The organism is Microcoleus anatoxicus (assembly GCF_042465725.1).
GTDB lineage: Bacteria > Cyanobacteriota > Cyanobacteriia > Cyanobacteriales > Microcoleaceae > Microcoleus > Microcoleus anatoxicus.
The window spans coordinates 5,114,205-5,137,116 of sequence record NZ_CP120853.1; the positions used below are offsets into that span (position 1 = coordinate 5,114,205).

At 41.2% G+C, this 22,912-nt stretch carries 20 protein-coding genes and 1 pseudogene; 8 read left to right on the plus strand and 13 right to left on the minus strand.

All coding sequences use genetic code 11. The annotated features are described in order from the left end of the window. Positions 1-188 precede the first annotated feature (188 nt). From P2A85_RS22145 to P2A85_RS22160, 4 genes are all read left to right on the plus strand, one after another. Positions 189-413, plus strand: a complete 225-nt coding sequence (locus tag P2A85_RS22145; protein WP_190742266.1) for a DUF433 domain-containing protein — start codon at positions 189-191, stop codon at positions 411-413. Then, entirely contained in the window at positions 413-781 is a 369-nt protein-coding gene (locus P2A85_RS22150) for a DUF5615 family PIN-like protein (protein ID WP_377475535.1), read from the plus strand. The genes P2A85_RS22145 and P2A85_RS22150 overlap by 1 nt, the downstream gene beginning before the upstream one ends. Before the next feature lie 192 nt (positions 782-973). Continuing rightward, positions 974-1,312, plus strand: coding sequence for a hypothetical protein (locus P2A85_RS22155; protein WP_377475536.1), 339 nt, complete (start codon positions 974-976; stop codon positions 1,310-1,312). After that, complete coding sequence (locus P2A85_RS22160; RefSeq protein ID WP_377475537.1) at positions 1,309-1,698, plus strand: type II toxin-antitoxin system VapC family toxin; 390 nt, start codon at positions 1,309-1,311, stop codon at positions 1,696-1,698. The genes P2A85_RS22155 and P2A85_RS22160 overlap by 4 nt, the downstream gene beginning before the upstream one ends. A gap of 150 nt (positions 1,699-1,848) precedes the next feature. Here the strand turns inward: P2A85_RS22160 and P2A85_RS22165 are convergent, their stop codons facing one another. From P2A85_RS22165 to P2A85_RS22180, 4 genes are all read right to left on the minus strand, one after another. Further along, the gene (locus tag P2A85_RS22165) at positions 1,849-2,289 is read right to left on the minus strand and encodes a hypothetical protein (protein ID WP_377475538.1); all 441 of its coding nucleotides are present in this window, start codon (positions 2,287-2,289) and stop codon (positions 1,849-1,851) included. Further along, positions 2,282-2,770, minus strand: a complete 489-nt coding sequence (locus P2A85_RS22170; RefSeq protein WP_377475539.1) for a hypothetical protein — start codon at positions 2,768-2,770, stop codon at positions 2,282-2,284. The genes P2A85_RS22165 and P2A85_RS22170 overlap by 8 nt, the downstream gene beginning before the upstream one ends. 109 nt (positions 2,771-2,879) lie before the next feature. Next, positions 2,880-3,041 carry a hypothetical protein gene (locus P2A85_RS22175; RefSeq protein ID WP_377481787.1) on the minus strand — a complete coding sequence of 54 codons (162 nt, stop codon included), beginning with the start codon at positions 3,039-3,041 and terminating at the stop codon, positions 2,880-2,882. Continuing rightward, on the minus strand, positions 2,992-3,102 hold the full coding sequence (locus P2A85_RS22180) for a hypothetical protein (RefSeq protein WP_377475540.1): 111 nt from the start codon (positions 3,100-3,102) through the stop codon (positions 2,992-2,994). Before P2A85_RS22180 ends, P2A85_RS22175 begins: the two co-directional genes overlap by 50 nt. 88 nt (positions 3,103-3,190) lie before the next feature. Between P2A85_RS22180 and P2A85_RS22185 the strand changes: the two genes are divergently transcribed. From P2A85_RS22185 to P2A85_RS22200, 4 genes are all read left to right on the plus strand, one after another. Beyond that, positions 3,191-4,510, plus strand: coding sequence for a class I SAM-dependent methyltransferase (locus P2A85_RS22185; RefSeq protein ID WP_377475541.1), 1,320 nt, complete (start codon positions 3,191-3,193; stop codon positions 4,508-4,510). Positions 4,511-4,624: 114 nt separating this feature from the next. Then, positions 4,625-5,155, plus strand: a complete 531-nt coding sequence (locus P2A85_RS22190; protein WP_340517907.1) for a type IV pilin-like G/H family protein — start codon at positions 4,625-4,627, stop codon at positions 5,153-5,155. A 110-nt stretch (positions 5,156-5,265) separates the two neighbouring features. After that, the gene (locus P2A85_RS22195; protein ID WP_377475542.1) at positions 5,266-7,506 is read left to right on the plus strand and encodes an O-linked N-acetylglucosamine transferase, SPINDLY family protein; all 2,241 of its coding nucleotides are present in this window, start codon (positions 5,266-5,268) and stop codon (positions 7,504-7,506) included. A gap of 35 nt (positions 7,507-7,541) precedes the next feature. Then, complete coding sequence (locus P2A85_RS22200; RefSeq protein WP_377475543.1) at positions 7,542-8,933, plus strand: FkbM family methyltransferase; 1,392 nt, start codon at positions 7,542-7,544, stop codon at positions 8,931-8,933. Here the strand turns inward: P2A85_RS22200 and P2A85_RS22205 are convergent. The 9 genes and pseudogenes from P2A85_RS22205 to P2A85_RS22245 form a co-directional block, all read right to left on the minus strand. Further along, positions 8,917-16,647 (minus strand): FkbM family methyltransferase, encoded by a 7,731-nt coding sequence (locus tag P2A85_RS22205; RefSeq protein ID WP_377475544.1) that lies wholly within the window; start codon positions 16,645-16,647, stop codon positions 8,917-8,919. The genes P2A85_RS22200 and P2A85_RS22205 overlap by 17 nt on opposite strands. A gap of 109 nt (positions 16,648-16,756) precedes the next feature. After that, the gene (locus P2A85_RS22210; RefSeq protein WP_377475546.1) at positions 16,757-17,209 is read right to left on the minus strand and encodes a tetratricopeptide repeat protein; all 453 of its coding nucleotides are present in this window, start codon (positions 17,207-17,209) and stop codon (positions 16,757-16,759) included. Between the two features lie 161 nt (positions 17,210-17,370). Further along, a complete protein-coding gene (locus tag P2A85_RS22215; RefSeq protein WP_377475547.1) occupies positions 17,371-18,102 on the minus strand; it encodes a Uma2 family endonuclease in 732 nt (243 codons plus the stop codon). A gap of 383 nt (positions 18,103-18,485) precedes the next feature. Continuing rightward, on the minus strand, positions 18,486-19,205 hold the full coding sequence (locus P2A85_RS22220; RefSeq protein WP_377475549.1) for a Uma2 family endonuclease: 720 nt from the start codon (positions 19,203-19,205) through the stop codon (positions 18,486-18,488). Positions 19,206-19,352: 147 nt separating this feature from the next. Continuing rightward, the gene (locus tag P2A85_RS22225) at positions 19,353-19,934 is read right to left on the minus strand and encodes a Uma2 family endonuclease (protein ID WP_377475551.1); all 582 of its coding nucleotides are present in this window, start codon (positions 19,932-19,934) and stop codon (positions 19,353-19,355) included. A gap of 14 nt (positions 19,935-19,948) precedes the next feature. Continuing rightward, positions 19,949-20,083, minus strand: a pseudogene (locus P2A85_RS22230) (Uma2 family endonuclease); the annotation flags it as partial. A gap of 68 nt (positions 20,084-20,151) precedes the next feature. Then, positions 20,152-20,886, minus strand: a complete 735-nt coding sequence (locus P2A85_RS22235) for a Uma2 family endonuclease (RefSeq protein ID WP_377475553.1) — start codon at positions 20,884-20,886, stop codon at positions 20,152-20,154. Between the two features lie 54 nt (positions 20,887-20,940). After that, positions 20,941-22,443 (minus strand): MlaD family protein, encoded by a 1,503-nt coding sequence (locus P2A85_RS22240; protein ID WP_377475555.1) that lies wholly within the window; start codon positions 22,441-22,443, stop codon positions 20,941-20,943. An 86-nt stretch (positions 22,444-22,529) separates the two neighbouring features. Further along, positions 22,530-22,907 carry a four helix bundle protein gene (locus tag P2A85_RS22245; protein WP_377475556.1) on the minus strand — a complete coding sequence of 126 codons (378 nt, stop codon included), beginning with the start codon at positions 22,905-22,907 and terminating at the stop codon, positions 22,530-22,532. Positions 22,908-22,912 lie beyond the last annotated feature (5 nt).

A 22,912-nucleotide genomic window follows, 5' to 3' on the forward strand; every position in this document is an offset into this window, starting at 1 on the left:
TTGCAGAGAAACTTCAGCCCGATCGCCATTGGGTAGTTTCATTATAACTCCTGCTCACCCCCTAATTAGTTTCAATTTTTATTGTAAGGTATATGCTTTGTCGCTGTACGATCGCGCTTATTGTCCGAAAGTGCGATCGCCATTCCCTAAGTTAAAATATAACTTATCAGATTCAGAAAGGACAAGTTATGCCTGTAAACTGGAGAGAACATATCGTTAGTACCCCCGATGTACTGCGAGGTAAACCAAGAATCAAAGGAACTAGAATTCCCGTTGGTCTGATTTTAGGATATTTAGCATCAAATAACACTGTCGAACAAATCATCGACGAGTTTCCAGATATCACCAAAGAACAGATAGCTGCTTGTCTTGATTATGCTCGCGATTTGTCGGATTTTGAAACAGTTGCCTAATGAGTTTAAGATTGTTCATCGATCAATGCGTTCCTAAGTCTATTATTCAAATCCTTCATGATACCGAGCATGAAGTTTTTGTATTGGGAGATTACATCCCAATTGAATCTCCCGATATTATTGTCATTGCCAAAGCTCAGGAATTAAATGCCATACTTGTTTCTCTGAATGGAGACTTTGCAGATATTGTGACTTATCCGCCAAGTTCATATCAAGGAATCATTTCTATTCAACTGAGAAATCACCCGGAAATTATTCCTCAGTTGATGGCAAGGCTAACAGAATACTTATCATTGCACGATAGTGAGGAGCATTATCGAGGTAAATTACTACTGGTAGAAGTTTACAGAATTCGCATTCGAGAGTAAAAATTGATAGCGATCGCCCTTTTCCCCCAAATAACCAAAAAGGCGATCGCCTTTCCCGTGTCGAATCCCAAAGGGCGATCGCGCTTATTGTCCGAAAGTGCGATCGCGCTATAATTTCAGCATGGCAACAACGGTCAAATTCAACACACGGTATAATTAAAAAATCAACATTAAATACAGTCAATTAATGCCATGATTGCTAATTCACCCCTCAAACTGCCTCACTTACCCAACAGCTTACCCAGCGAAGGTTCTGTCCACATTGAATTAGTCAACGGACTCTTAATATTCAGCGCTTCCATTCAAACCCAGGAACGAATTCAAACTTTAACTGCTCAACAACAAGCATCAAATCTAACTTCCCAAGAACAAACAGAATTGGATGGATATCGAGAATTTATTAGCTATCTAAATTTGGTAAATGAAACCATGAAAAATACTTTTCTATATCCTTTGTGCGGCACAGTGATTGGCTATAATGAGCCGTTTGAACCTGCGGTTTCGTTGGAAGATTGGGAAGTGTTACAATGATTGTACTAGATACTCATATATGGGTTTGGTGGGTTGACGATAACACACGACTGACTCAGAAACATCGGGACTGGATACAACAATATCAATCTCAAGGTTTAGGAGTCAGCATCATTTCTTGTTGGGAGGTTTCTAAATTAGTAGAAATGGGAAGACTTACTTTGTCCGTTACAGTTGATGAGTGGTTAAAACAAGCTTTGGCTTATCCCGGAGTACAGCTACTCGAACTCACTATTCCCATCATTATCGAGTCAACTAAACTCACAGGTTTTCATCGCGATCCAGCAGATCAAATCATTGTGGCAACTGCGAGGATTTGCGGGTGTCCGTTACTAACTGCGGATGCAAAAATTCTGGCATATCCTGATGTACAGACTCTTGAGTGACAGGTGAAAAATGCCTTCACATCGATTTGAAGCCTGTAACGCAATACCTCAAAGCAGTCTCATAATGCTTTGGGTGTAGCGCAGTTGTTTCTTTTTCCCAAAGTACGATCGCCCTTTTCCTCAAACAACAAAAAGTGCGATCGCACTTTCCTAATTTACCGCACGTTTGAGAATTTGACCGACAACTCCGTACCTGTCGCCAACCAATCCATCGAGTTCATGTTCAATATCTTCCAACCAGCCAAGCTTACTCGTCCACTTACCATTACCTAATTGTCTGGTGGCATGAGTTGGAATACCGCTGGAATCAACATATATCGCTATTTTTTGATATCCAAATTCTAACATATCGCCATTACAAGTTTCATATCCCAGCGTTTGATAAGCCTGAATATACGCCTCTATAGTCTCCTCTTGCGGCACACCGTCAGGCCAATAAAATTGCTCTCCAGGTATCGGTTGCCACCAACGATCGTCTTCCCCAGTAGCCCATGCAAAGCAGTTATATTCTTGAGATTTGGGGCTAGTAACTTGATAATCTGTGCGAGACAAATTCGGACACTTAAATTCAAATTCTGGTCTTCTATACATTCTCTTCAATCGCGTATCCTTGATTTCTACCCCATTCAATCCAAGCTGAAGCCATCTGTTTTATCCTTCCCCTTTGTTCTGGTTTGATGGGATTTTCACCCGTAATTGCACTCAATGCCGATAACCAGTAAAGGGGATTTTTTTGCAGTTCTGATAGCAACAGTGGCACGATTTGAACTCCCATATTAATAATTTCCTGATATGCCGGATGCTGAGATATTTGGGTAGTTGAAGACAATCCTGCAACCTCTTCCTCCCAATCAGAGGCTAGTGTATAAAATTTGTTAACTATCTCAGGGGAAATTTCAGCATTTCTTTTGAGGATATTTTGAGTGGCATTTTGTGAAGAAACTTCTTCCTGTGCGAGTAACTTTTCTATGCCTATTAAAACTAACTCTTCTATCGAGACATTTAAGTCATTAGCGACTTGTTGTAATTTTAGTAGGCGTTCATCTGAAAGGGCGATCGCGATCGTGTTCATCTGATTTACAAACTAGCATTATGCCTAAAGTATAACAAATAAATTATGGAAAGTTTTAAAATACTGACTGACAACGATGATATAGATTTGAAGCCTGTAACGCAATACCTCAAAGCACTCTCATAATGTCTTGAGTGTAGCGCAATTGTTTCTTTTTCCCTGCATTGCGATCGCCCTTTTCCCCGAAATAACCAAAAGGGCGATCGCCTTTTCCTGCAAATTCAACCCACTTGCAATAATTCTTGAGAGTGTATTGAATTTGGTACGCCATAAGCTGTATGAGCTCTTACTTCAGGCGGTTGAAGCCCCAAAACAATTAACTTAGGAGGCATTCCTGCTGCTACTAACTCTTGGGCGATCGAGCGATCGCCTATTTTATGAGATACTAGGGTAATTTGCCAGCGTTAAACATAATTGAAAATGGATCACCAAAATTTAGACTTAATGGAGAAAATTCGCCAGCAATTTGACTATGCCCCTTTTCCCAGAATTCCTCTCGAAAAATCTCCTGAGTCTGACTATGAATTGCTCTACCTTCATAATCTTGTAACTGCTTACTACTTCAGAAATCGGAAAGTTGTCAATACCGAAGGAAAACTGATTCTGGATGCGGGATGCGGTAGCGGATACAAATCCTTAGTTTTGGCTACAGCTAATCCGGGAGCTAAAATTGTGGGAATTGATTTATCAGAAGAATCAGTTAAATTAGCCAGCCACCGCTTGCAATATCACGGATTTGAAAATGCCGAATTTTATGCTATCAAAATCGAAGAATTACCGAGTTTAGGGTTACAGTTCGACTATATTAATGCTGACGAAGTGCTGTATCTATTGCCCGATGCTATTGCTGGATTGCAAGCGATGAAATCTGTTCTAGCTACCGATGGAATTATTCGCACAAACCTACACAGTGCCAATGGTAGAGCCGGAGTATTTCGTGCTCAATCTGCTTTCAAAGCAATGGGATTAATGAATGGCAGTCCAGGAGAATTGGAGATAGAAATAGTTAGGGAAACTATGGAAGCATTGAGAGATGAAATATGGATCAAGGCGGCTGGGTGGAATGCCGATTACGGAAAAGATGAGGGATGGATTATGGTTAACTATTTATTAGTGGGTGATAAAGGTTGTAGCATTCCTGAAGTCTTTGCCATGTTGAGAGGTGCGGATTTAGAGTTTATCAGCATGGTGGCTTGGCGCCGGTGGGAATTGATGGATTTGTTCAAAAATCCAGATGATTTGCCTCCGTTTTTGGCGATGAGTCTGCCAGAAGCTTCTCTGGAAGAGCGACTGCATTTGTTTGACTTGTTACATCCCCTGCACCGTTTGTTTGATTTCTGGTGCGGCAATCCCGATCGGGCTCAGGATTTTGTGCCCGTGGCGGAATGGACGGAAGCTCAATGGCGGGAAGCACGGGTAAACCTGCACCCTCAACTGAGGACTTCGCAGATTAGGGAAGATTTGACTAATTGCATTGACAGCCAGACACCGTTTGAGATTAGCCGTTATATTATTGTGCCAACTCTAGCGCCGATCGCGATCGACTGTACAATGGCGGCTTGTTTGCTACCGCTGTGGGAGGGGCCGCAGTCTGTGGTGTCCCTGGTGGAACAGTGGCTCCAAATCCGCTCCCAGATGGCTGCTAACCTAGAGCCTGTTAGCGAACAAACAGCCTTTGAGCAAGTCAAGGAACTGTTGATTGGGCTGGAAGTCTTTCTGTATGTGCTTTTGGAGCATTAGAACCAGGAGTTGAAAAAAAAAATAGTGTGGGGTGATATTAAAGTGTCGATAACTGGGTAAGTTACATATACGAGTTAGAAATCGAGCATCCCACCCCTCAAGGAGAAAAGACTTATGAAGACTGAATTTAAAGCCAAGTTCCTGCAACACATCAACAAAAGAAGACAGGATCAAGGTTTCACCCTGATTGAACTGCTGGTTGTTATTATCATTATCGGTATTTTGTCGGCGATCGCTTTGCCTTCCTTCCTCAGCCAAGCAAACAAAGCCAAACAGACAGAAGCTAAGCAATACATCTCTTCAGTTAACAAGGGAATGCAAGCTTATTACGGAGAAAACACAAAGTTTACCTCAGATGTCGCTCTTTTGGGTCTTGGTCTCAAAACTTCGACTACTAATTATACATACACCATTACCGATGGTGGTACAAGCGCCAACGGTGGAGCAACTTCAGCAGCGAGTCCCGTTAATGCCGGTGCGCTGAAAGGGTATGGAGGAGCCGTAGCACTTACTGCACCCGATGCTTCAGGGGCTTCAGGCACACAGACAATCCTTTGTGAAACGACAAGTTCTGGAAATCCTACTGCTATTACCCTTGCGGGTAGCGGTACTGTTTGTAACGGTATGACGCTCGTTACTAAGTAACGGCTTACTACACAAGCTATGCTTGTGAAAAAGAAACTAAAGAGCGGGTTAGCGTTACGTATGCTGCCCGCTTTAGTGTAGATAGGAAACTACTTTTATCGGATGACTTTATGATTTCTGACAATTTATTAGCACCTGCGTCCGATTGGCAGCAGAAAGCATCCCAACTTCTGCTTAAAGAAAATTATGCTCAGGCAGCAATCCTCTACGAACAGGCAATTGCAGAGCAACCAAGTGTTAAGTCTTATTACTGGCACTTGGGATTGATTTTGCTGTTGCAAGAACAAGAAGCAGAGGCTCAAACAACTTGGTTGCTGGCAATGACTGAGGGTGAATCTGAAGAAATTGAACTCTGGACAGCTGAACTGTTAGAAGTGCTGGAAACGGAGGCTGAACGACAACGGTTAGATTTGGTAAATTACGAAGTAGCTTGGGCGATTCGGCAGCACATCCGAGAAATCAATCCTGGGGATATTAATAACCTGTTGCATTCGGTGGGACTTTCCATCCTACGGAGAACTTACAGAGGTGAAGAATCAGATGCTTTGAGTGCGATCGTCGAGCTTCTGAAGTCTGAGCCTTCAATAGCATTAGACTATGACCTTTTGCTGCAAGTCTGGAAGAGCGTTTTAGATGTTGCTCCATTCCACCCTTCATCGTTTGAATTTACAGAAGCTTGTTTGAACCATGTTAAAGAACCTCTACCTGTTATTGAAAATTTACTTTACTTTGCTTATGACATCGCATATTCAGGAAAGCAATTTCACTTAGCGACCCGTTATGTGGAACTAGCCTTGCAGTTAGAACCTAAACACCAAGAAGTTTTGCGAGCCTTGGCCGGTTTTTACCAAGATATAGGCAATTTTTCTAAGGGGATAGAAACTGCTAAGATTTGCTACTCAATGATGGAACGGTTGGTAGATAAAATTTTTGCCAATCACTTGCTGCTGCGCGGGCTGATGCTGGCTGGTGGTCATTGGGAAGATGCTTGGTCAGCGTTTGAGGCACAAAAATTAATGATGGGGGCGATTATTGAGGAATATCCGACCAATCTGGATTCTACTTCTGCGCTTCGCTTGATGAGTTCGTTATTTTTCTTTCCTTACTTTGAAGATCAGCCTCAAGAAGCTGGGAAAATTCGCATCCAAATTGGTAATCTTTTTCAAGTGAATGTTGAAAATTATGCCAAGCCAATAGTAGAGAAGTGTCGCCATCGGTCGTTGCCCCTGCTTCAGGGAGGCAATCAAAAAAAACGTTATAAAATTGGTTATTTATCTTATTGCTTACGAAGCCATTCTGTAGGATGGCTAGCACGCTGGTTGTTTGAGCATCACGACCGAGATCGTTTTGAAATATGCACTTATCTAATTGGATCAAAACTGACAAATGATCCCGTTCAGCAATGGTATATGAGCAAATCAGACAAAGCTTATAAACTCGGTGTTTTGGGTATTGAAGCTGCTGAAAAAATTTACGAAGACGAAATTGATATATTGATCGATCTCGATAGCATTACGATGAATTGTAGCTGTGAAGTAATGGCAATTAAGCCAGCCCCTGTACAAGTCAGTTGGCTGGGGTGGGAGGCTTCGGGCGTACCAAATGTTGATTACTTTATTGCAGATAATTACGTTTTACCGGAATCTGCACAGGATTACTACGCGGAAAAAATATGGCGATTGCCTGAAACTTATGTAGCAGTAGATGGTTTTGAAGTAGCCGTGCCGACGGTTCGACGCGATTTGCTAAGTATTCCTAGCGATGCCGTCATCTATTACTGTAGTCAAATGGGATACAAGTACAATCCCAACACAGCTAGGCTGCAAATGCAAATTATTAAAGCAGTCCCGAATAGCTACTTTGTAACTAAATGGTTTGCTGAGCAAGACTCGCTAAAAAACTTTTTTATTCAGACTGCGGAATCAGAGGGGGTGAGTGCGGATCGCTTGCGATTTTTGCCTCACGCTCCTTCAGAGGCAGTTCACCGGGCTAATTTAGGTATTGCTGATGTGGTACTCGATACTTACCCTTACAACGGAGCTACAACTACAATGGAAACTCTCTGGATGTGCATTCCTTTGGTGACACGAGTAGGGCAACAGTTTTCCAGTCGCAACAGTTACGGGATGATGATGAATGCTGGTATTTCGGAAGGGATTGCTTGGACTGATGAAGAGTATGTAGAATGGGGAATTCGTTTAGGGAAAGACGCGGCTCTGCGCCAGCAAATATCGTGGAAACTGCGCCAGTCACGGCAAACTGCTCCGCTGTGGAATGGCAATAAATTTACGCGAGAGATGGAAAAAGCATACGAGCAGATGTGGCAAAATTACATTGACGCTGGTAATTGAACGATCCATTAGGCATAGCAGAGGAAAAAATTACTATGACGAATAACGAAATGGCTAGAAGTTCAATGCTGAGGTCATTCTTGAATGCAAAGCACTTGGGTTTTGAACCGCAAACGGTTATTGACGTAGGTGCTGGATTAGGTACATTTGAAATTTACGAAGCTTTTCCAAAATCAAGATATCTCCTAATAGAACCCATAGCAGAGAACGAACCATATCTTAAAAAAATATGTCAACATCTTGAAAAAGCAGACTATATAATTGCTGCTGCTTCCAAAGCAGCAGGGCTTGTGCCTCTTCAAGTGAATTTGAGCAACTTGATCCACTCTTCTATCTCAGAGGAAGGTGAGGCTAGCTCAGAAAATTTTGAGCTAAGGACAATCCCGGCTGTTACTCTGGATGAAGTTTGTAGAACTCGCCAGTTAGAAGGGCCATATTTAATCAAAGTTGATGTAGATGGTAGAGAACTAGATGTCCTAGCAGGTGCAAGTCAAATTCTTCAAAATACAGAGTTTGTAATTGTAGAAGTTGCTTTATATGTATCAGCTAGATTTGATAAGATGTGCGCTGTTATAAACTTTATGAAAGAGCAAGGTTTTGTAACCTACGATATTGTTGATATTTCGTATCGACTTTCAGACTTAGCTTTACATCAAGTTGATATGGTTTTTGTCAAAGAATCAGGTCAGTTTACAACAGAATCCCGTTATGTGGTGGGAAAGGAGCAGGAAGAAATACTGAGGGCGCATTTGAAAGCGTATCGAGAAGGATTAATGACACTGGTCGAAAATTTGATGCCATTTGAACTTTTACAAAAAACTGGATTCACTCAAGCAGAAACTATCCAGCAGCAACCCTGTCAAAACTTAATTGAAAGAGATTATATTGGAGCTGCCAATATCTACGAACAGGCTATTGAAGCTGAACCAAATAATAGGTTTAATTATTGGTATTTGGGGCTGGCGTTGCTATTAGATGGACAAGAGATAGAAGCTCAGGCGACATGGCTGATGGGCCTGACGGGAGGAGATAGCGAACAAGTCGAACTCTGGACAAAAGATTTAATCCAAGTCCTGCAAACAGAAGCGGAGCGACGGGAAAAATTCGGTGACTATTTAATGACTTGGATCATCCGCCAGCATCTACGGGAGATAAGTCCCACAGATATTAATAACCTGTTGCATTTGATTAACCTCTCTATTCTGATTGGGAGCTATACAGAAGTCGATCTCGATTATTTGGGCGTAATCAAGCTTCTGAAGTCGGATCAATCGTCGGAGGTAGATTCTGGCTTATTGCTGCTAGTCGTGAAAAATGTTTTAGATTACAATCTTTTGCACCCACTTTCTAGAGAATTATATGAGCAAGTAGGGGTAAGACTTTTTGGAAATAGCCCACAACAGGATACATTTAAGAAGGAGAACTGATTTCATTACTGGAGTTGCCGATCGTTAAGCTGTCTAGTTGACGAGTGGGAATGTGTTGGGCTTGTACTCTAGCGATCGCATCTCTATTCTCATTTTGCAATATAATTCTCCCATGCACACAAGAGATGAGAACTTCCCACTGAATATCGCTCAACTCTCCAACGAGTGAAATTTCAGGCCCGTCGGAAACGTCTAAATCTTGTTCCATCAAAAGATTCATTGCCACGCTTGATATAGCGAGATTAGCATCTTCTTCAGAAATGTTACTGCTGTCTAGTAAAAGAGTCATCTTGCTTTTGTCTGGATGAGTGACGATCGCCCCGATAACACTCGCTAAATCCTGAGATATTAATTCTTCCGATTGACTCCAATCTGGAAAAATAATCAGGTTTATATCTTTTAATTGCAGGTAGTTGCCTAGAGCATCTATATGATATTTTCGGATTAGTTCGTGGAATAAGACTCCCATTTGAGCAGAGTAAGCACGACTGTCCATAAATCGTGGTTTGCTCAGCATTTTTTGCTGGATGTACTCACTTTTTTCCTGGCGTAATTCTCGGTTTGTACCCAGTGCGATCGCCATCTGGATATAGGAATCTTCACTGCTGACAACTAAATCAGGCATTTCAAGTTCTTGTATAAGTGCTGCTCCCATCGAAGAACGGAAGCAAGTTCCCTGTATAGCTACTACAGGTAAACCAACTTCCAATGGGTCAATCACAGATGTTGTTCCTGAAAATGGATATGAATCCAGATATATCTCCGCTAGCTTTAAGTATTCCTTAATATCATCTCGATTTGGTATAGGATCTGGGTCTAAAATCAGTAACCTATCTAGCTCTACACCCTGCTGAGAAAAAGTTTTATTGAGATTTGTTTTAAATACTTCCTTCGGATAAGAGCTTGACCAATTTGGGCCAAAGGGGTAGAGAACTAAAACTGAATTGGGGACACCAGCTATTATTTTTGCCCAAGTATTACTCAACTCAGGAGTAATTTTAAACAGGTTAGCACCGCAGATAAAAACTACTGCTGATTCAGCTATCCCAAGGATTTCCCGACTTACTTTTATAGTAGCAGTATTTTGTTCAGACCCATAACTAAAGCAGTGAGCAGAGCCCTCAAGTTTTAACAACTTCTCCTGATAGTGTTGTTCTGCATCGTCAAACCAATCAGTCAACTTACCAGATATATAGTAATCCATATGACGTATACCTGTTGTGACAACTGAGGAAACGCTGGTAACTTGAACTCTGGCTAGTCGGTGCATTGAAAGTAAGCAAATTTGGTTGGTTTTGGCAGTAATATTTGTCGCAAAAAATAAAATATCCAGGTCGTCACTGCGAATAAAATTCACCTGATCCGTTAAATCATTCGGTAGGAGCTTAAAGGAATTAGCGCAGCTTTGACAATATTGCTCTAGTCGATGTCCCGTGTTACTAAGAGAATATAAGATAACTTCAAAATCTCTACTGAGATACTCATAAACTGGTAGAGATGCAAATGTTTCGGCTGCTGGCGTAAAATGTGACGCAAGGATACCTATTCGTTTTTTTCTGTACTTTTCAGATGAATCGAAAAACATATAATCAATCTCATGCCCGTTTATTTTCAGTACATACTCTAATATCTCTGCTCGCTTTACATAAATATTTTTCAAGTTTGATTCACTAAAATAAACAGGAATGAAATTAGCTAATTGTAAAAAACTCATAGCTACATTGTTCCAAAACAAGGAATCTTGATTGGCAAAAATAGATAAATGTATATAATCCACCCATTCTTGCATATAGTGATAGTAGCTATCTGCTTCTCCCAGTTCTTGAAAGTAGGGAAAATAATTCAGTATAAATTTTAAATAGTCGTTTATAAACCAATTGGGGATAGGAGTAAGGTTGTGTGATAATGGCAAATTATCAGCGCTACGATACAGCATCGCTGCTAACAGGTAATTGATCGCTTTTGGCTCATGCTGTCCTTTCCGAATCTGTGCTGATATAGACTCAATAAAAGTTTCTTCTTCCTGTGTAAATGTTTGATTCTTTACAATGCATTCAATAAGCGAGCGATGTGTTTTACCTAAATATCCTAGATAACTTTCTTCAAGTTTATCTGAGGCTAATTTTATCCATCGTTCAGCAATCTGTTTTCGATAGTGACCTATATTTTGGATTACATCTGGTTCATTTAATTTGGTTCTATGCTCCTCTAAATAATGATCAACTGTCAATAAAAATGGATCGATATATGCTGGTTTTTCTTCCACTACCCGGCTAAGTTCGACCTGATTTTGATTCTTGACTACAATTAATTCAGCTTTAACATGAATAACGTTTTGCGGCGATTCTTCATGTTCTAATCTGACAGCTTTAAATGCACCTTTAAATCCATATTTTCTACAAAGATCTATATAATTAGGAAAATCTATACAATAGTACAGAAAAGAATTAATATTCCAAAAGCTGACATGAGTAGGGTCTTGAAAAGCTCCTCGACCGTCAGTAGAAGGTACGAGAATGTCAACCTTTGCACCATCTTTACAAATTCTCCAGATTTCATTCATTGTATGAATTCTATCTACCAAGTGTTCTATAGTGTCGTAGGCTCTAAGTTCATCGACACTGTTATCTGGAAAGGGAAACCGCTGATTAAGATCTGCAACAATGTCTACTCCTAAACCAGGACATACATCTACTCCCACAAAATTATCAGGTTTGCGATCGCCACATCCGATATCTACACGCAACATATCACCTTTGTGCAAATCCTGTGGATTACCTTTGTTTACATTTGGATATACTACAATCATATTATCTAAGTATTCATCAGGCTGGATAATGGAAAATATTTGGGAAACATAGTCTCGTTTCAGTATGTTTTTTGGGAATGTTTCTTGTATTTTTTGTATACTTTGTTTTTCCTGAAACACTTTGATCAAAACTGAGCTAACCGTCTTTGCCATTTTTGACCAGGAAAATTTTTTGGCTTGCTCAACTCCGGCCGCTATCAAAGCTTCGCGTACTTCCGGCTTTTGAATGTCAACAAGTGCGATCGCCATTGCTTCAACATCATCATCCTTAACATATAAAGCTGCCTCTCCCGCCACTTCAGGTATAGAAGCATTGGGACAAGTAATAACTGGACACCCACAGGCCATTGCCTCTAAAATCGGCAAGCCAAAGCCTTCATACTGGGACGGATAAACCAGCGCAACAGCACCGGAAAAAGCTGCTTTTAACTCTTCATCGCTGAGAGGAAGCTTATGCACTGTACTCCCTGAAGTGTAAGGTTCAAATTCATCCTTTGTTAAAGCGCTGTGAAATGTGCAGACAATATCAAATTCTGGTTGATTGGGCAGTTGCGCGAAAGCTTGCAAGAATAATGGTGCATTTTTATGACCGCCCGCCGCACCCACCATTATAAAGTAAGGCTTTGAGAGATTATATTTAATCTTAAAATGCTCAATTTCCTCTTGGCTAGCTGGCGATAATTTTTGGGAAACTCCGCAATGAGCGACTGTTACTAACTCTGGGGCAATATCAGGAAAAAACTTTAATAAGTCTGATGCTGTATTGTGCGAAATCGTAATGTATGCAGATGCGTGGCGGATGCCGTAATGTTTCTCGCGCCACATGGGTTCATCAAGATTTGTCTCAAAGACTTCAGGGGTCATGTCATAGGCCATAAAGACGGAAGCTGTGGATAGTGGTGTTGTGTAGTAGGTTGAGACAAATAAGTCAGCTTTGAGTTCGTCGCAGACTTGCTGGAGCATTTCGCGATCGCTATCAGTCTTCTCATAGTCGTAAGCAGGAACCGGGCAATACGTAATCCCAGGAATTTTTGGTGCTGTTCCCGCACGATCGAGGACAATAATATGTTTGGCAAAATCCTGCGTCACCCACTCTTCTAAGAGCGATCGCCACACGCGAGCAATTCCCGTATTGTAAAGCTGAAAAAATACACCATCAACAATAATCCTTGGGGTCACTTTTGGCAGCACTTTTTGTCTTAACAACTCCTCTGGCTGAACGAACATCCATACATTATTATCTTGGTCTCGTCGTGCTATTGGTGCTACACCAAAAGACTCAGCCCTATCAATCATTGTTCCATCTTGCACCCATGACAAATAATCACCCAAACGCACAGGAAACTTAGTTTCTACTTGCAGCTTACTCCATTCTGCAACTGCATTTTTATAACCATAATATTGTTCTTTAAATCCTAGCTGTTCTAGCGTCGCGTAAGCAAAATGCTGGAAAACTAACCCCTTTCTTTCTGTATCTTCATGTAAAAAAGGGTTGACTTCTGCAACATCTCTCCATGCGCGATCGGATAAAGGTTCAGCTAATCTTGGAGGTTCGTGAGCTATCCAAACACATCCCGGTTTAAACCTCCAAGTTCGCAACCATTCCTGTGCAGGATTCTGAGCGTAACAATTCCGCGTACTAATAACCAGATTTTCTCCAACAAAATACCAGCACCAGTAGAAAGCTGCTGTTTTTTCTGGATGATTGATAAACATCTGCCGCGCAGTACAAATTTGTTCGGCTGTCCACAGTTCATCTGCATCCACCTGCCACAGCAAGCATTCCTCTTTAATATTTTCCAGCGGTGCATTTACCATTTCACGCTTTCCATCCCAAAAAATACCTTCTGGCTTGCGATAAACAGTAATATTTTTTGGATATAGTCGTGCTATTTCATCTATATAGTCTGATGTACCATCCTTGCTCCGACCCCGGCAATGAAGTTCATCAGTAATTTTTCCTCCCAAACTAAGCATCCAAGCAGTATCGTGTTTTTGATCCGCTACTCCCTCAATAATATGCCAATGCCATTTAAAAGGTAGTTGCTGCAAAACTTCTATATGGTAGCGGATGAAAGGTTCACCATTTAGGACTATTGTGAAAAAATGAATAGGCATATAATTTCGCAAAATTGGTTCACTATTCCAGGGGTCAAATGGAATTAATTTTTCCGCAGACAACAGCGGCCGAAAGAAAAATTTGCCTGTTTCGTTTAACATACAAGCTGCAAAGGAGAATGAGCTATTTGAAATTGCTACCAGGTCACATTGGCTCAATATGTAAAAATCCGGGTAAAACTCGGCTTCCGGTAACTCCAAACCTAAATCTTTTGCTGTGACGGGATTATACTCCTCAAAATCACTTAAAATTTTTTCCGGTTCATCGCTGGCAATAAATAGTATTGGTTCATCCAGGGTTTCCCATAAACCTTTTAGCCATTCTCTGTACCATTCGCTCGGTGCTATAAAAAAATCTTCGTAGCCGTAGTCTCCGCGCCGCAAATGTAAACCGACGATTGTTTTGCCGCGCGATCGCAAACAATCCAATGCCTCCTTCATTTTATTTTCTATTGCCGGCACAGGCTTGAACAGAGCTTTAAAATACTCCTTGTGTGGCGCATAATACTTTGTATTGTACTGAAAGTAACCCCAAAAATCCACATTTTTGAATATTTCTTTGGTCTTAGGTATGCGAGCTTCTAAAAGGTTATTAGTTTCTTCGCTTACTACAGGTAACTGCTGAGAAATTTGGTTCTCTTTGCAGCCAAAGAGAGCCTGACCAATCCAAGCTGGCGTCTCTACCTTCAAGTTATGTTCTTTTGCATATATTTTCAAGAAAGCATACTGAAATATTTGATTGGCAAACCGCCCGTTTCTACCAAGCGTTGACATTGTGACTGCGGGCTTTTTCACATAAAACGCATCACCCCAAGATGGATGGAACGGCGTTGTAGTTGCTACGCGATCGAAACCCCACAGCTCCAAAAACTCATCGATTTCGTCAATTAAAACACATCCTTCATACAGTTCGTTATAATTAACTTCTGTATTAATTGCCTCAATGTGTTTGAGAACATTGGTTGCTCCTTGCAAAGCTAACAGCTCTGCACCTTGAATATCAATGTTTAAGATATTAAAATCGGCTGGATTAACTTGAAGTTCTTCTAAAAGCATATCCAGAGTTCTCGACTCCACAACTACACGCTCAACTTCCTTTATTTGTGGATAAATCTTTTGATGCTCCTTCAATGGTAAGATAGAACTGCTTTGATCCATAGAAGTTACATACAATGTGCTTGTGCCATTGATATTGCTAATTGCACAATTCACCGCTAGCACGTCAGGAAAACCAGCCATATTCGTTTGTAAACGTTCAAATACAGCAGGATTGGCTTCAACAAATAGTACCCTTTGCACCCCCATTGCTCGGTATGTGGCAATTTCCTTGCCTTCGTGTGCCCCAATGTGAATAACGCCACGCGGTACAACAGAATCTTTTACGCAAAGCTGCTGCAAATCGAGCAGTTTTGGTGCTTCACTAAACATCAAAGCTGTGAACCTCTCGTTTACCGCTAAAAAGTTGCTATACTCGTAATTCTCATATTCTGGTGAAAACTCGGGTAAGGGTTGTAAAGCATTGGGCAGTATTTTAAAGATTGTGTAACGAAATTTTTGTAAATGTTCGAATACTTGTTTTAATGTGATTTTAGCATCGACAAATGTTCCGCCATACTCAAACTGAATATAATCTACTTTGCCTTTCTGCAAGAGGTTAGTTGCTCCGTGAAGAACTTCTAGTTCGCCCCCTTCTGTATCAATTCTTAAGAAATTAATTCGCTTTATCCCCCTTGTTTGGACATAATCATCAAGGGTGGCTGTTAAAACCTGAAATGGATGAGGCGACTGAATGTTATACTGTTTTTCGATTTCAAATCGGCGGTGAAATGTACTCCACCCTGAAGATTTTTCGTAATAATAAAATTCCCTGATTTCCTGTTGGTGTGCTATAGCCAAGTTGTTTAACACCAGTTGACCGCTTTTAATCGGTTCAGCCAGGTTTTGTAGAAGTGTTTGATATATTGGCGGTGCTGGCTCAAATAAATGGATTTGAACATCGGGGTATCTGTTTAATACTTGATTTGTCCAGCTACCTATGTTTGCGCCAATATCGAAAACCACATTACCGGAAGCAATAAAATTTTCGATAATTTTCAATTCATAGTTATTGATCGAATCTCCGTTATTAAAATTGTTAACAGACACGCCAGCGGTTTGATGATTTTCTTCCTGTTTGCCACTGTCTGTATTGCCTAAACTTGCGATCGAATCTTGGCAATACTGAATGATCAGTTCTTTTGCCCGGATCGGAACAGCAATAATTACATCATCAATAATTACAATATGCCTGCTGTTTTTTGCTGAATTCAACAAATTTAAGATAGCGCTAATATCTGGCCATTGTTGAGGTAAATGAGGCGGCGGTGGAGGAGATAAAAACAATCGGGCATCATCAATAAAAATAAAGTGTTCGCAGTCGGAGCGGTTGATGATTTCGATTTCTGCGAGCAAGGGACACTCATCGCTTTCCCCGTAAGTTAGTCCTCCGCTCCAATGAGCGTCAAACCAGAATAAACTAGGGCTTTCAAGCTGTGATACTGTATTTTGAAGCAGGTTTCTGCTATCGCCGTACAGAAAGTCTATGTTTTTGATATGACCGTATTTTTCGGTAACTTTTTGATAAATGTCTGGAGAATACTCAATTGTAAAAACTTGTTTAAATACTTGACTTGCCCAGTATGCTGTATAGCCTTGATAAGTTCCGGTTTCAATAAAATTATTTAGACCGTAAACTTCTTTCAGTTTGTATATAATTTCTGTCGGCGGTCCCATGCGTATTATGCCCATATTCAATCCTTTTATGAAACTAAGTCAGCCATTTGAATTATGAATAACCATTTAATTTAAAAGTTACCAATCTACTGAAATAACAATGAGTTACCGATCGCCCTTTCCATTACTTCTTCCCCTTCACCTGCCCCAACAATACCTTATAATCAGCTCTGTCAGGATTCAGCTTCACCAACTTCTCCAAAGGCTCGATCGCCCCCACCTTATCATCCATCTCCAACCGCACATCCGCCAACCCCTCCAGAGCCGTCTGATTCTCCGGTTCCCGCCGCAAAACGGTTACATATCCCCGTTCCTTAGCTGCCAGCAAAGACTCTTGGGAAACTGCTACCGGAGCCGATTTTTGCTGGTGCTGACTGCTTAAACCGCTGCTGAACAGACTTACAATACCAAAAATTGCCGAACCACCAAACGAAACCATTGACACTAACGCAAAAATCTGCTTTGTTCGTGAAGCGTAGCTATCCCGTAGGGAATCGCCCTTATTAACCCGACTATCACTAGACTTTTTCTGCGTACTTTCCATCGTCAATCCTTGGTCTAGAGGGTTTCCAGGCACTCACAAAGTACCTGTATCTAGAATGCCCAAGTTCGATCGCAAAACGATCAGTTTTAAAATTTGAGATTCGGTTAACACAAAAATTTAGATTTGTCAAGTATATTTAGCTGAGAATTAGAAGTGCGATCAACTCGGTGAAGTGCGATCGCACCTCTACCTCTTTAGCCATTATCCTGTGGTAATTCTCCAAAGTGCGATCGATAACGCGCTAGCAAAGATTCGAGTTCAGCAACACGTTGACTTTCCGTATCTGCACGTTGACGTTTTTTATCCAATTGTGCTTCTGCTTCTAAACGCTTCTGAATTAATACTTTTAGAGCAGAGGCTATTTCATCGACATTCAATAATTTCTCGACCTTATCTTCCCGATAAAACCCAATCAGTTTTTTGTCTACCACTAAACGTAGTTGCAACACTTCGCTGCGACTGTCTGTAATTAATTCGTAACTATCTCCACGCAGCCGATACCCCTGCAATTTTTCAGGAATCCATTCACCTTTCGGATCAAATAACCAGTATTCCTGAACTTCTAACTTTTCGTACAAGTCTTTTTTTTGATCTTGATCTTCCGACTTTGTACCCGGTGATGTCATTTCAAAAATCACTTTCGGCACTTGCCCTTCTTCCCAGATTTTATAATTATCTCGGCCACCAGGTTCTACATCAAAAATCACCATCACATCAGGTGCTACACGCAATTTTGGGAAACCTTGAGCGTAGTATAAAAATTGGTTTGCTAACACAGTAGCTCGACGACCTGCAAGGTATTGTTTTAATACTATTAAAGTGGTGAAGATTGCATAAACATGATCGTAAGTTTCTGCCACTGGTTCTCCATCAGCGCTAGGGTATACGATTTCAGAAGTTTTGAGGGTGGTAACGACTGCTGTCATGGTCGTGTTTCCTGTGAGTTATCAATAATGTATTATAAACTTTTTTGCTGCAACCAAGTAGGTTAATACAGCACTTTTCAGGTATGTAGGTACCAGCTTCTGTAGAGACACGGTAAAGCCCATTAGTGTCAACTTAACGTCAAATGTAGTCAGAGACTTCTGTTTGACTCTTAGATTTCGATCCCCCCTAGCCCCCCTTCTTAAGGGGGGGACAAGAATCTTTTCAAAGTCCCCCTTCTTAAGGGGGATGCGAGGGGGATCTAGACTTTGCCTAAAAGCGATATTTATCATGGATTTCAGGCTTAAGTTGACACCAATGGGTAATCCCGTGTCCCTACGGGGATATTGATAGTACCCATAAACCTGCAATCTATGGACTTCTCCTATGGCAATTTTCCAAACTGCTCTCGATAACGCGCTAGCAAAGATTCGAGTTCAGCAGCACGCTGACTTTCCGATTCTGCCCGTTGCTGTTCTGCTTCTGCCCGTTGACGTTCTACTTCTGCCCGTTGACGTTCTACTTTTAAAGCTGAAACCAATTCATCAAGAATCAATAATTTTTCTCCATTATCCTCCCGATAAAATGCAATTAGTTTTCCTTCTATTTCTAACCGCAATTGCAATACTTCACTGCGACTATCAGTAATCAGTTGATACCCCTCTACCCCCAGTCGATACCCACGCAATTTTTCAGAAATCCATTCACCTCTAGGGTCAAATAACCAGTATTCTTGAACTTCTATCCTTTCATACAAGTCTTTTTTAATGATTGTATCTTCCGACTTTGTGCCTGGTGATGTCATTTCAAAAATCACCTTCGGCACTTGTCCTTCTTCCCAGATTTTGTAATTATCTCTGCCACCTGGTTCTACATCAAAAATCACCATCACATCAGGTGCTACGCGGACTTTTGGGAAGCCTTGAGCGTAGTATAAAAATTGGTTTGCTAAAACAGTAGCTCGACGGTCTGCGAGGTATTGTTTTAAAACTGCTAAAGTGGTTAAGATTGCATAAACATGGTCATAAGTTTCGGCCACTGGTTCTCCATCAGCGCTAGGGTATACGAGTTCAGATTTTTTGAGGGTGGGAACGACTGTTGTCATGGTCGCGCTTCCTATTAGTTATAGGTCTATTATAAACTTTTTTGGTTATTTTGTAAGGTGCGTCGCTGTGAGATTGTTTATTGTTTTTGGGATTTTCGATGGCGACGCACCCTACAGCTACTGTTGGATGAGTTTTGAGAATTAGTATTAGATATCGATCGCACTTTTGAATTCTTTGATGGCCTCAACATGATTCGCAATATTCATACACCTCACAAACAAAGCCATATCAAGTTCTGGTAGCAATTCCGAACTAGCAATCTTTTCGTATCCTTCCTCTCTGAGAGCATACAGAGACAATTGGCTTTTTTCCCAAAACCAAACTTCACTGATTTTCAGGCGTTTGTAAGCCTCCAGTTTATCAATACCACCGCTAGTGACGACAACTTCGATCGCTAAATCTGGACGTTCCCTATCAGCACCCAATTCGTAAGATTTATCTGCTTCCCGCTTCACCATTCTCGATTCATTTTCTAAAGTCAAAGACTCCGTAGGGGTGAAATCAATTCCTGCCACCATCATGTAAAGTTCTAGCAGCGCACCAATTCGCCCCTTAGCTGTTTCGTGTTTTCTTCCAGGCATTTTCTGTATCTCCAGCACTCCATCTAAAAATGACAATCGAACACCTGGAATATCCAGCATCGACTCTAAAATCTTGAATTGTTCCCAGGTTAATCCTGGAAATAGCAAGGGTAGATCTAATTTTTCTTCTAATATTATTGTAGTCATGGCGAATTCGCTCCTTATTCATTCACAATTCCTGCTTCAAACACTTGTTGAGCAGTCAAGTTAAACTCTGGAAAAGCAGCCGATTCAATTATATCGTCTCCCCGGAACTGCATCAACTCATACTCCCCGTCAACCAATTGATACACTGCATCATCTTGGTCAAAGTAAGTTACATATCTCACTAACAAAGCAATGTCTAACTAGCGAAGGCACTGCTTCAAATTCCATCGGGATCGATGCCCTGACTTCTCAAGTATGCTGCAAGTCGATCGCCCCGCAAACGTTCCTGTTCCACCCGTTCCGCACCCCACAGCAACAAATTGCCATTCTCATCCCACCAGCGCAGCCAATAACCGCTTCTCTGGGATTTTTCGCCTTCCCAAACCCCCAGAAATAATCCCATTGATTCTATCCAGAATCTCTGATTAGCATCGGGTTCTTGCTGCTCGTACTCTCCAGAGAGCGAGAGTCGGTACACTTCCAATACTCCCGATTTAGGCTCAAAAATTACATAAACTGGTACTTGCAAAATTTGCTCGTAAAACCGCCACTTCCCATAAGGATATGTCGGCTTCATGGAATATTCAACCTCGTTAGTATCCGATGAAAATTCCATAACTACCGCCGGGAATTCCCCCTCGGCATTCGGAGTATAACTGCGGCGAATTTCTCCTGCGGCTGCGGGCAATACAGAGGGAATATATACCCAATCCGGTGCTTTTACTACTGTTTTGTCATTGACTTTGGCACAGAGTCCAAAGTTAGAAGCTATCAGCATTTCTGCTATGATAAATCCTGCTAGTTCCAAGGCTTCTCTGAGGGCGGCGGCTAAAAGTGGTTGGTCGATGTTTTCCACTGGATCGTCGGGTAATTTAAAGTCATCTGGTAACTTTTCCCAAGTTACAGCATATTTGGTCTTGATTGCGATCGGCTTTGATAATGTTTGTGTCATAGGTTTAGTTTGCTTGAAAAAATGTTTATTTTCTATTTTCAATGATACAATAATTCAAGGATTATTCTCAGAGCCAACAGATTCTATTTTTTTGGCAGTTTCCGATGGTACAACCGGGGATTTTGGTTTATTTTGTAAAATCAGAACGCTCGGTTTAGCAGATGGAACTACCACCGTTGCACTAGGATTAAAATTGGTATTCAATTGACTAGAAAGTGGAGCCAATGTTTGAGCTACTTTCACTTGCTGTTGCAATTGTTCCGTGGAACTGAACAAACCTCCTAATCCGTTCAACAACTTACGAATGTTATTACGAAAAGCTGGATCGCCTGTAATCTCATCTACATCGGCAGTGATTTTATGCACATTCTGAAGTGTAGCGCGTGCCGAATCTAAAGTTTGTTGTAATAACAGGAATGTTGCTGGATTATTCACATTGCCGGATAAATCTCGCAAGTTAGCAGCAGCTTGGGCCGCATTTGCTGATAAAACTTCCAAATTGTTCAGTAATTGTCCTTGGTTAATTCGATTAATAGTCGGAGTCAAACTGTTGACTGTTACACGCAATTCTTGACTGGCTTGATTGAGATTATTCAGAGTTGAGACTAAACTGGATCGGTTGGTTACTACTAGGGAATTCAGTTCGTTAGCTGTTAAAGTAATTTGATTAGCAGCTTTAGTCACTGAGTTAGCTGAATTTATCGCAGCGGCAGATACTGCTTTGGTCGAAGTGTCCGCCGTCTGTGCTACTTTAGACACATCGGCGGCCACTCCTGATAATTCTCCTTTCAGTGATTGATTTAAACTGCTCGCTTCTCCTTTTATTGACTGATTTAAGCTGCCAACTTCTCCTTTTATTGACTGATTAAAAGTTCCCAATTCTCCTTTGACTGATTGAGTTAAGTTGTTAACATCTCCTTTGACAGACTGACTTAAATTTTTAATTTCTCCTTTAGCAGAGATGGTCAAACTTGATAATTCTTGAGTTAATTTGGCAGCACCTTTGGCTGTATTAGATGTATTTTCAGTGAGGGCTTTGATATTATTAAATAGGGCGGGGTCTGTGTATAAATTGGCTAGGCGAACGGTGGAGCGAATTAGTTCATCGAGGCTGACTCCAGCTTGACCTTTTAAACGCGAGTTTTTGCAGATAATTGCATCCGGACATTCGGTACTCAAAGGATTGGCGCTAATGAAAGATTCGGGTAAAATTGAATTGGGTGTAATGTCGATCGATGCTTCTCCAATTAAACCAGATTTATTCGCTTCGATCGCCACATCGCGGGGAATGACTAAATTACCAGGGGAAATTTCCACGCTGACGTCTACTCCATTGGGGCCAGCTTTGAGGGTACTAATTTTACCGACACTAACCCCGCGATACCTGACTGGTGTGCCGATTTGCATCCCTTGGGCACTGGCAAATTCAACGACAAATTTATAGCTGCGGTTCCCTAGCTGTACTCCTCGCAGCCAGAGGACTAAGCCTCCAAATAAGCCGATTCCTACTAAAATTAAAAACCCGACAGAACCTTCTCTAACAGTTCGCGATCGCATAGGGCCTCCTTAGACATTGGTCATTGGTCATTAGTCATTAGTCATTAGTCATTAGTCATTGGTCATTAGTCATTGGTCATTAGTCATTAGTCATGATTTTTTGGGGATGACCCGATAGATTGTAGGTATGAGTTTAATTGAGGGGCTAAGTCATTAATAATTACTGTGAATATATTGACTTGTTCAACAGTTAAAAGGTTTCGAGTGTAAGCTCGTCTCAACCAGTGTTGAGTTTCATATAAAGAACCTCTAGCTATCTTGACAAAACGTCTATTGTCTTGATAGCTGCCTCGTCCGACTCCTTCTGCTATGTTAGCACCGACGCTATCGGCTGAACGGACAATTTGTTGGCCGATCGTATTTTTGGCAAATGGCTCCCAAGTGTTAACAGTTGTCCAAATTTCATCAGCTAGTCGTTCTGATAATTTATAAACTCGCAATTCCTGAAAACTTTTTGTTGCCATATTAC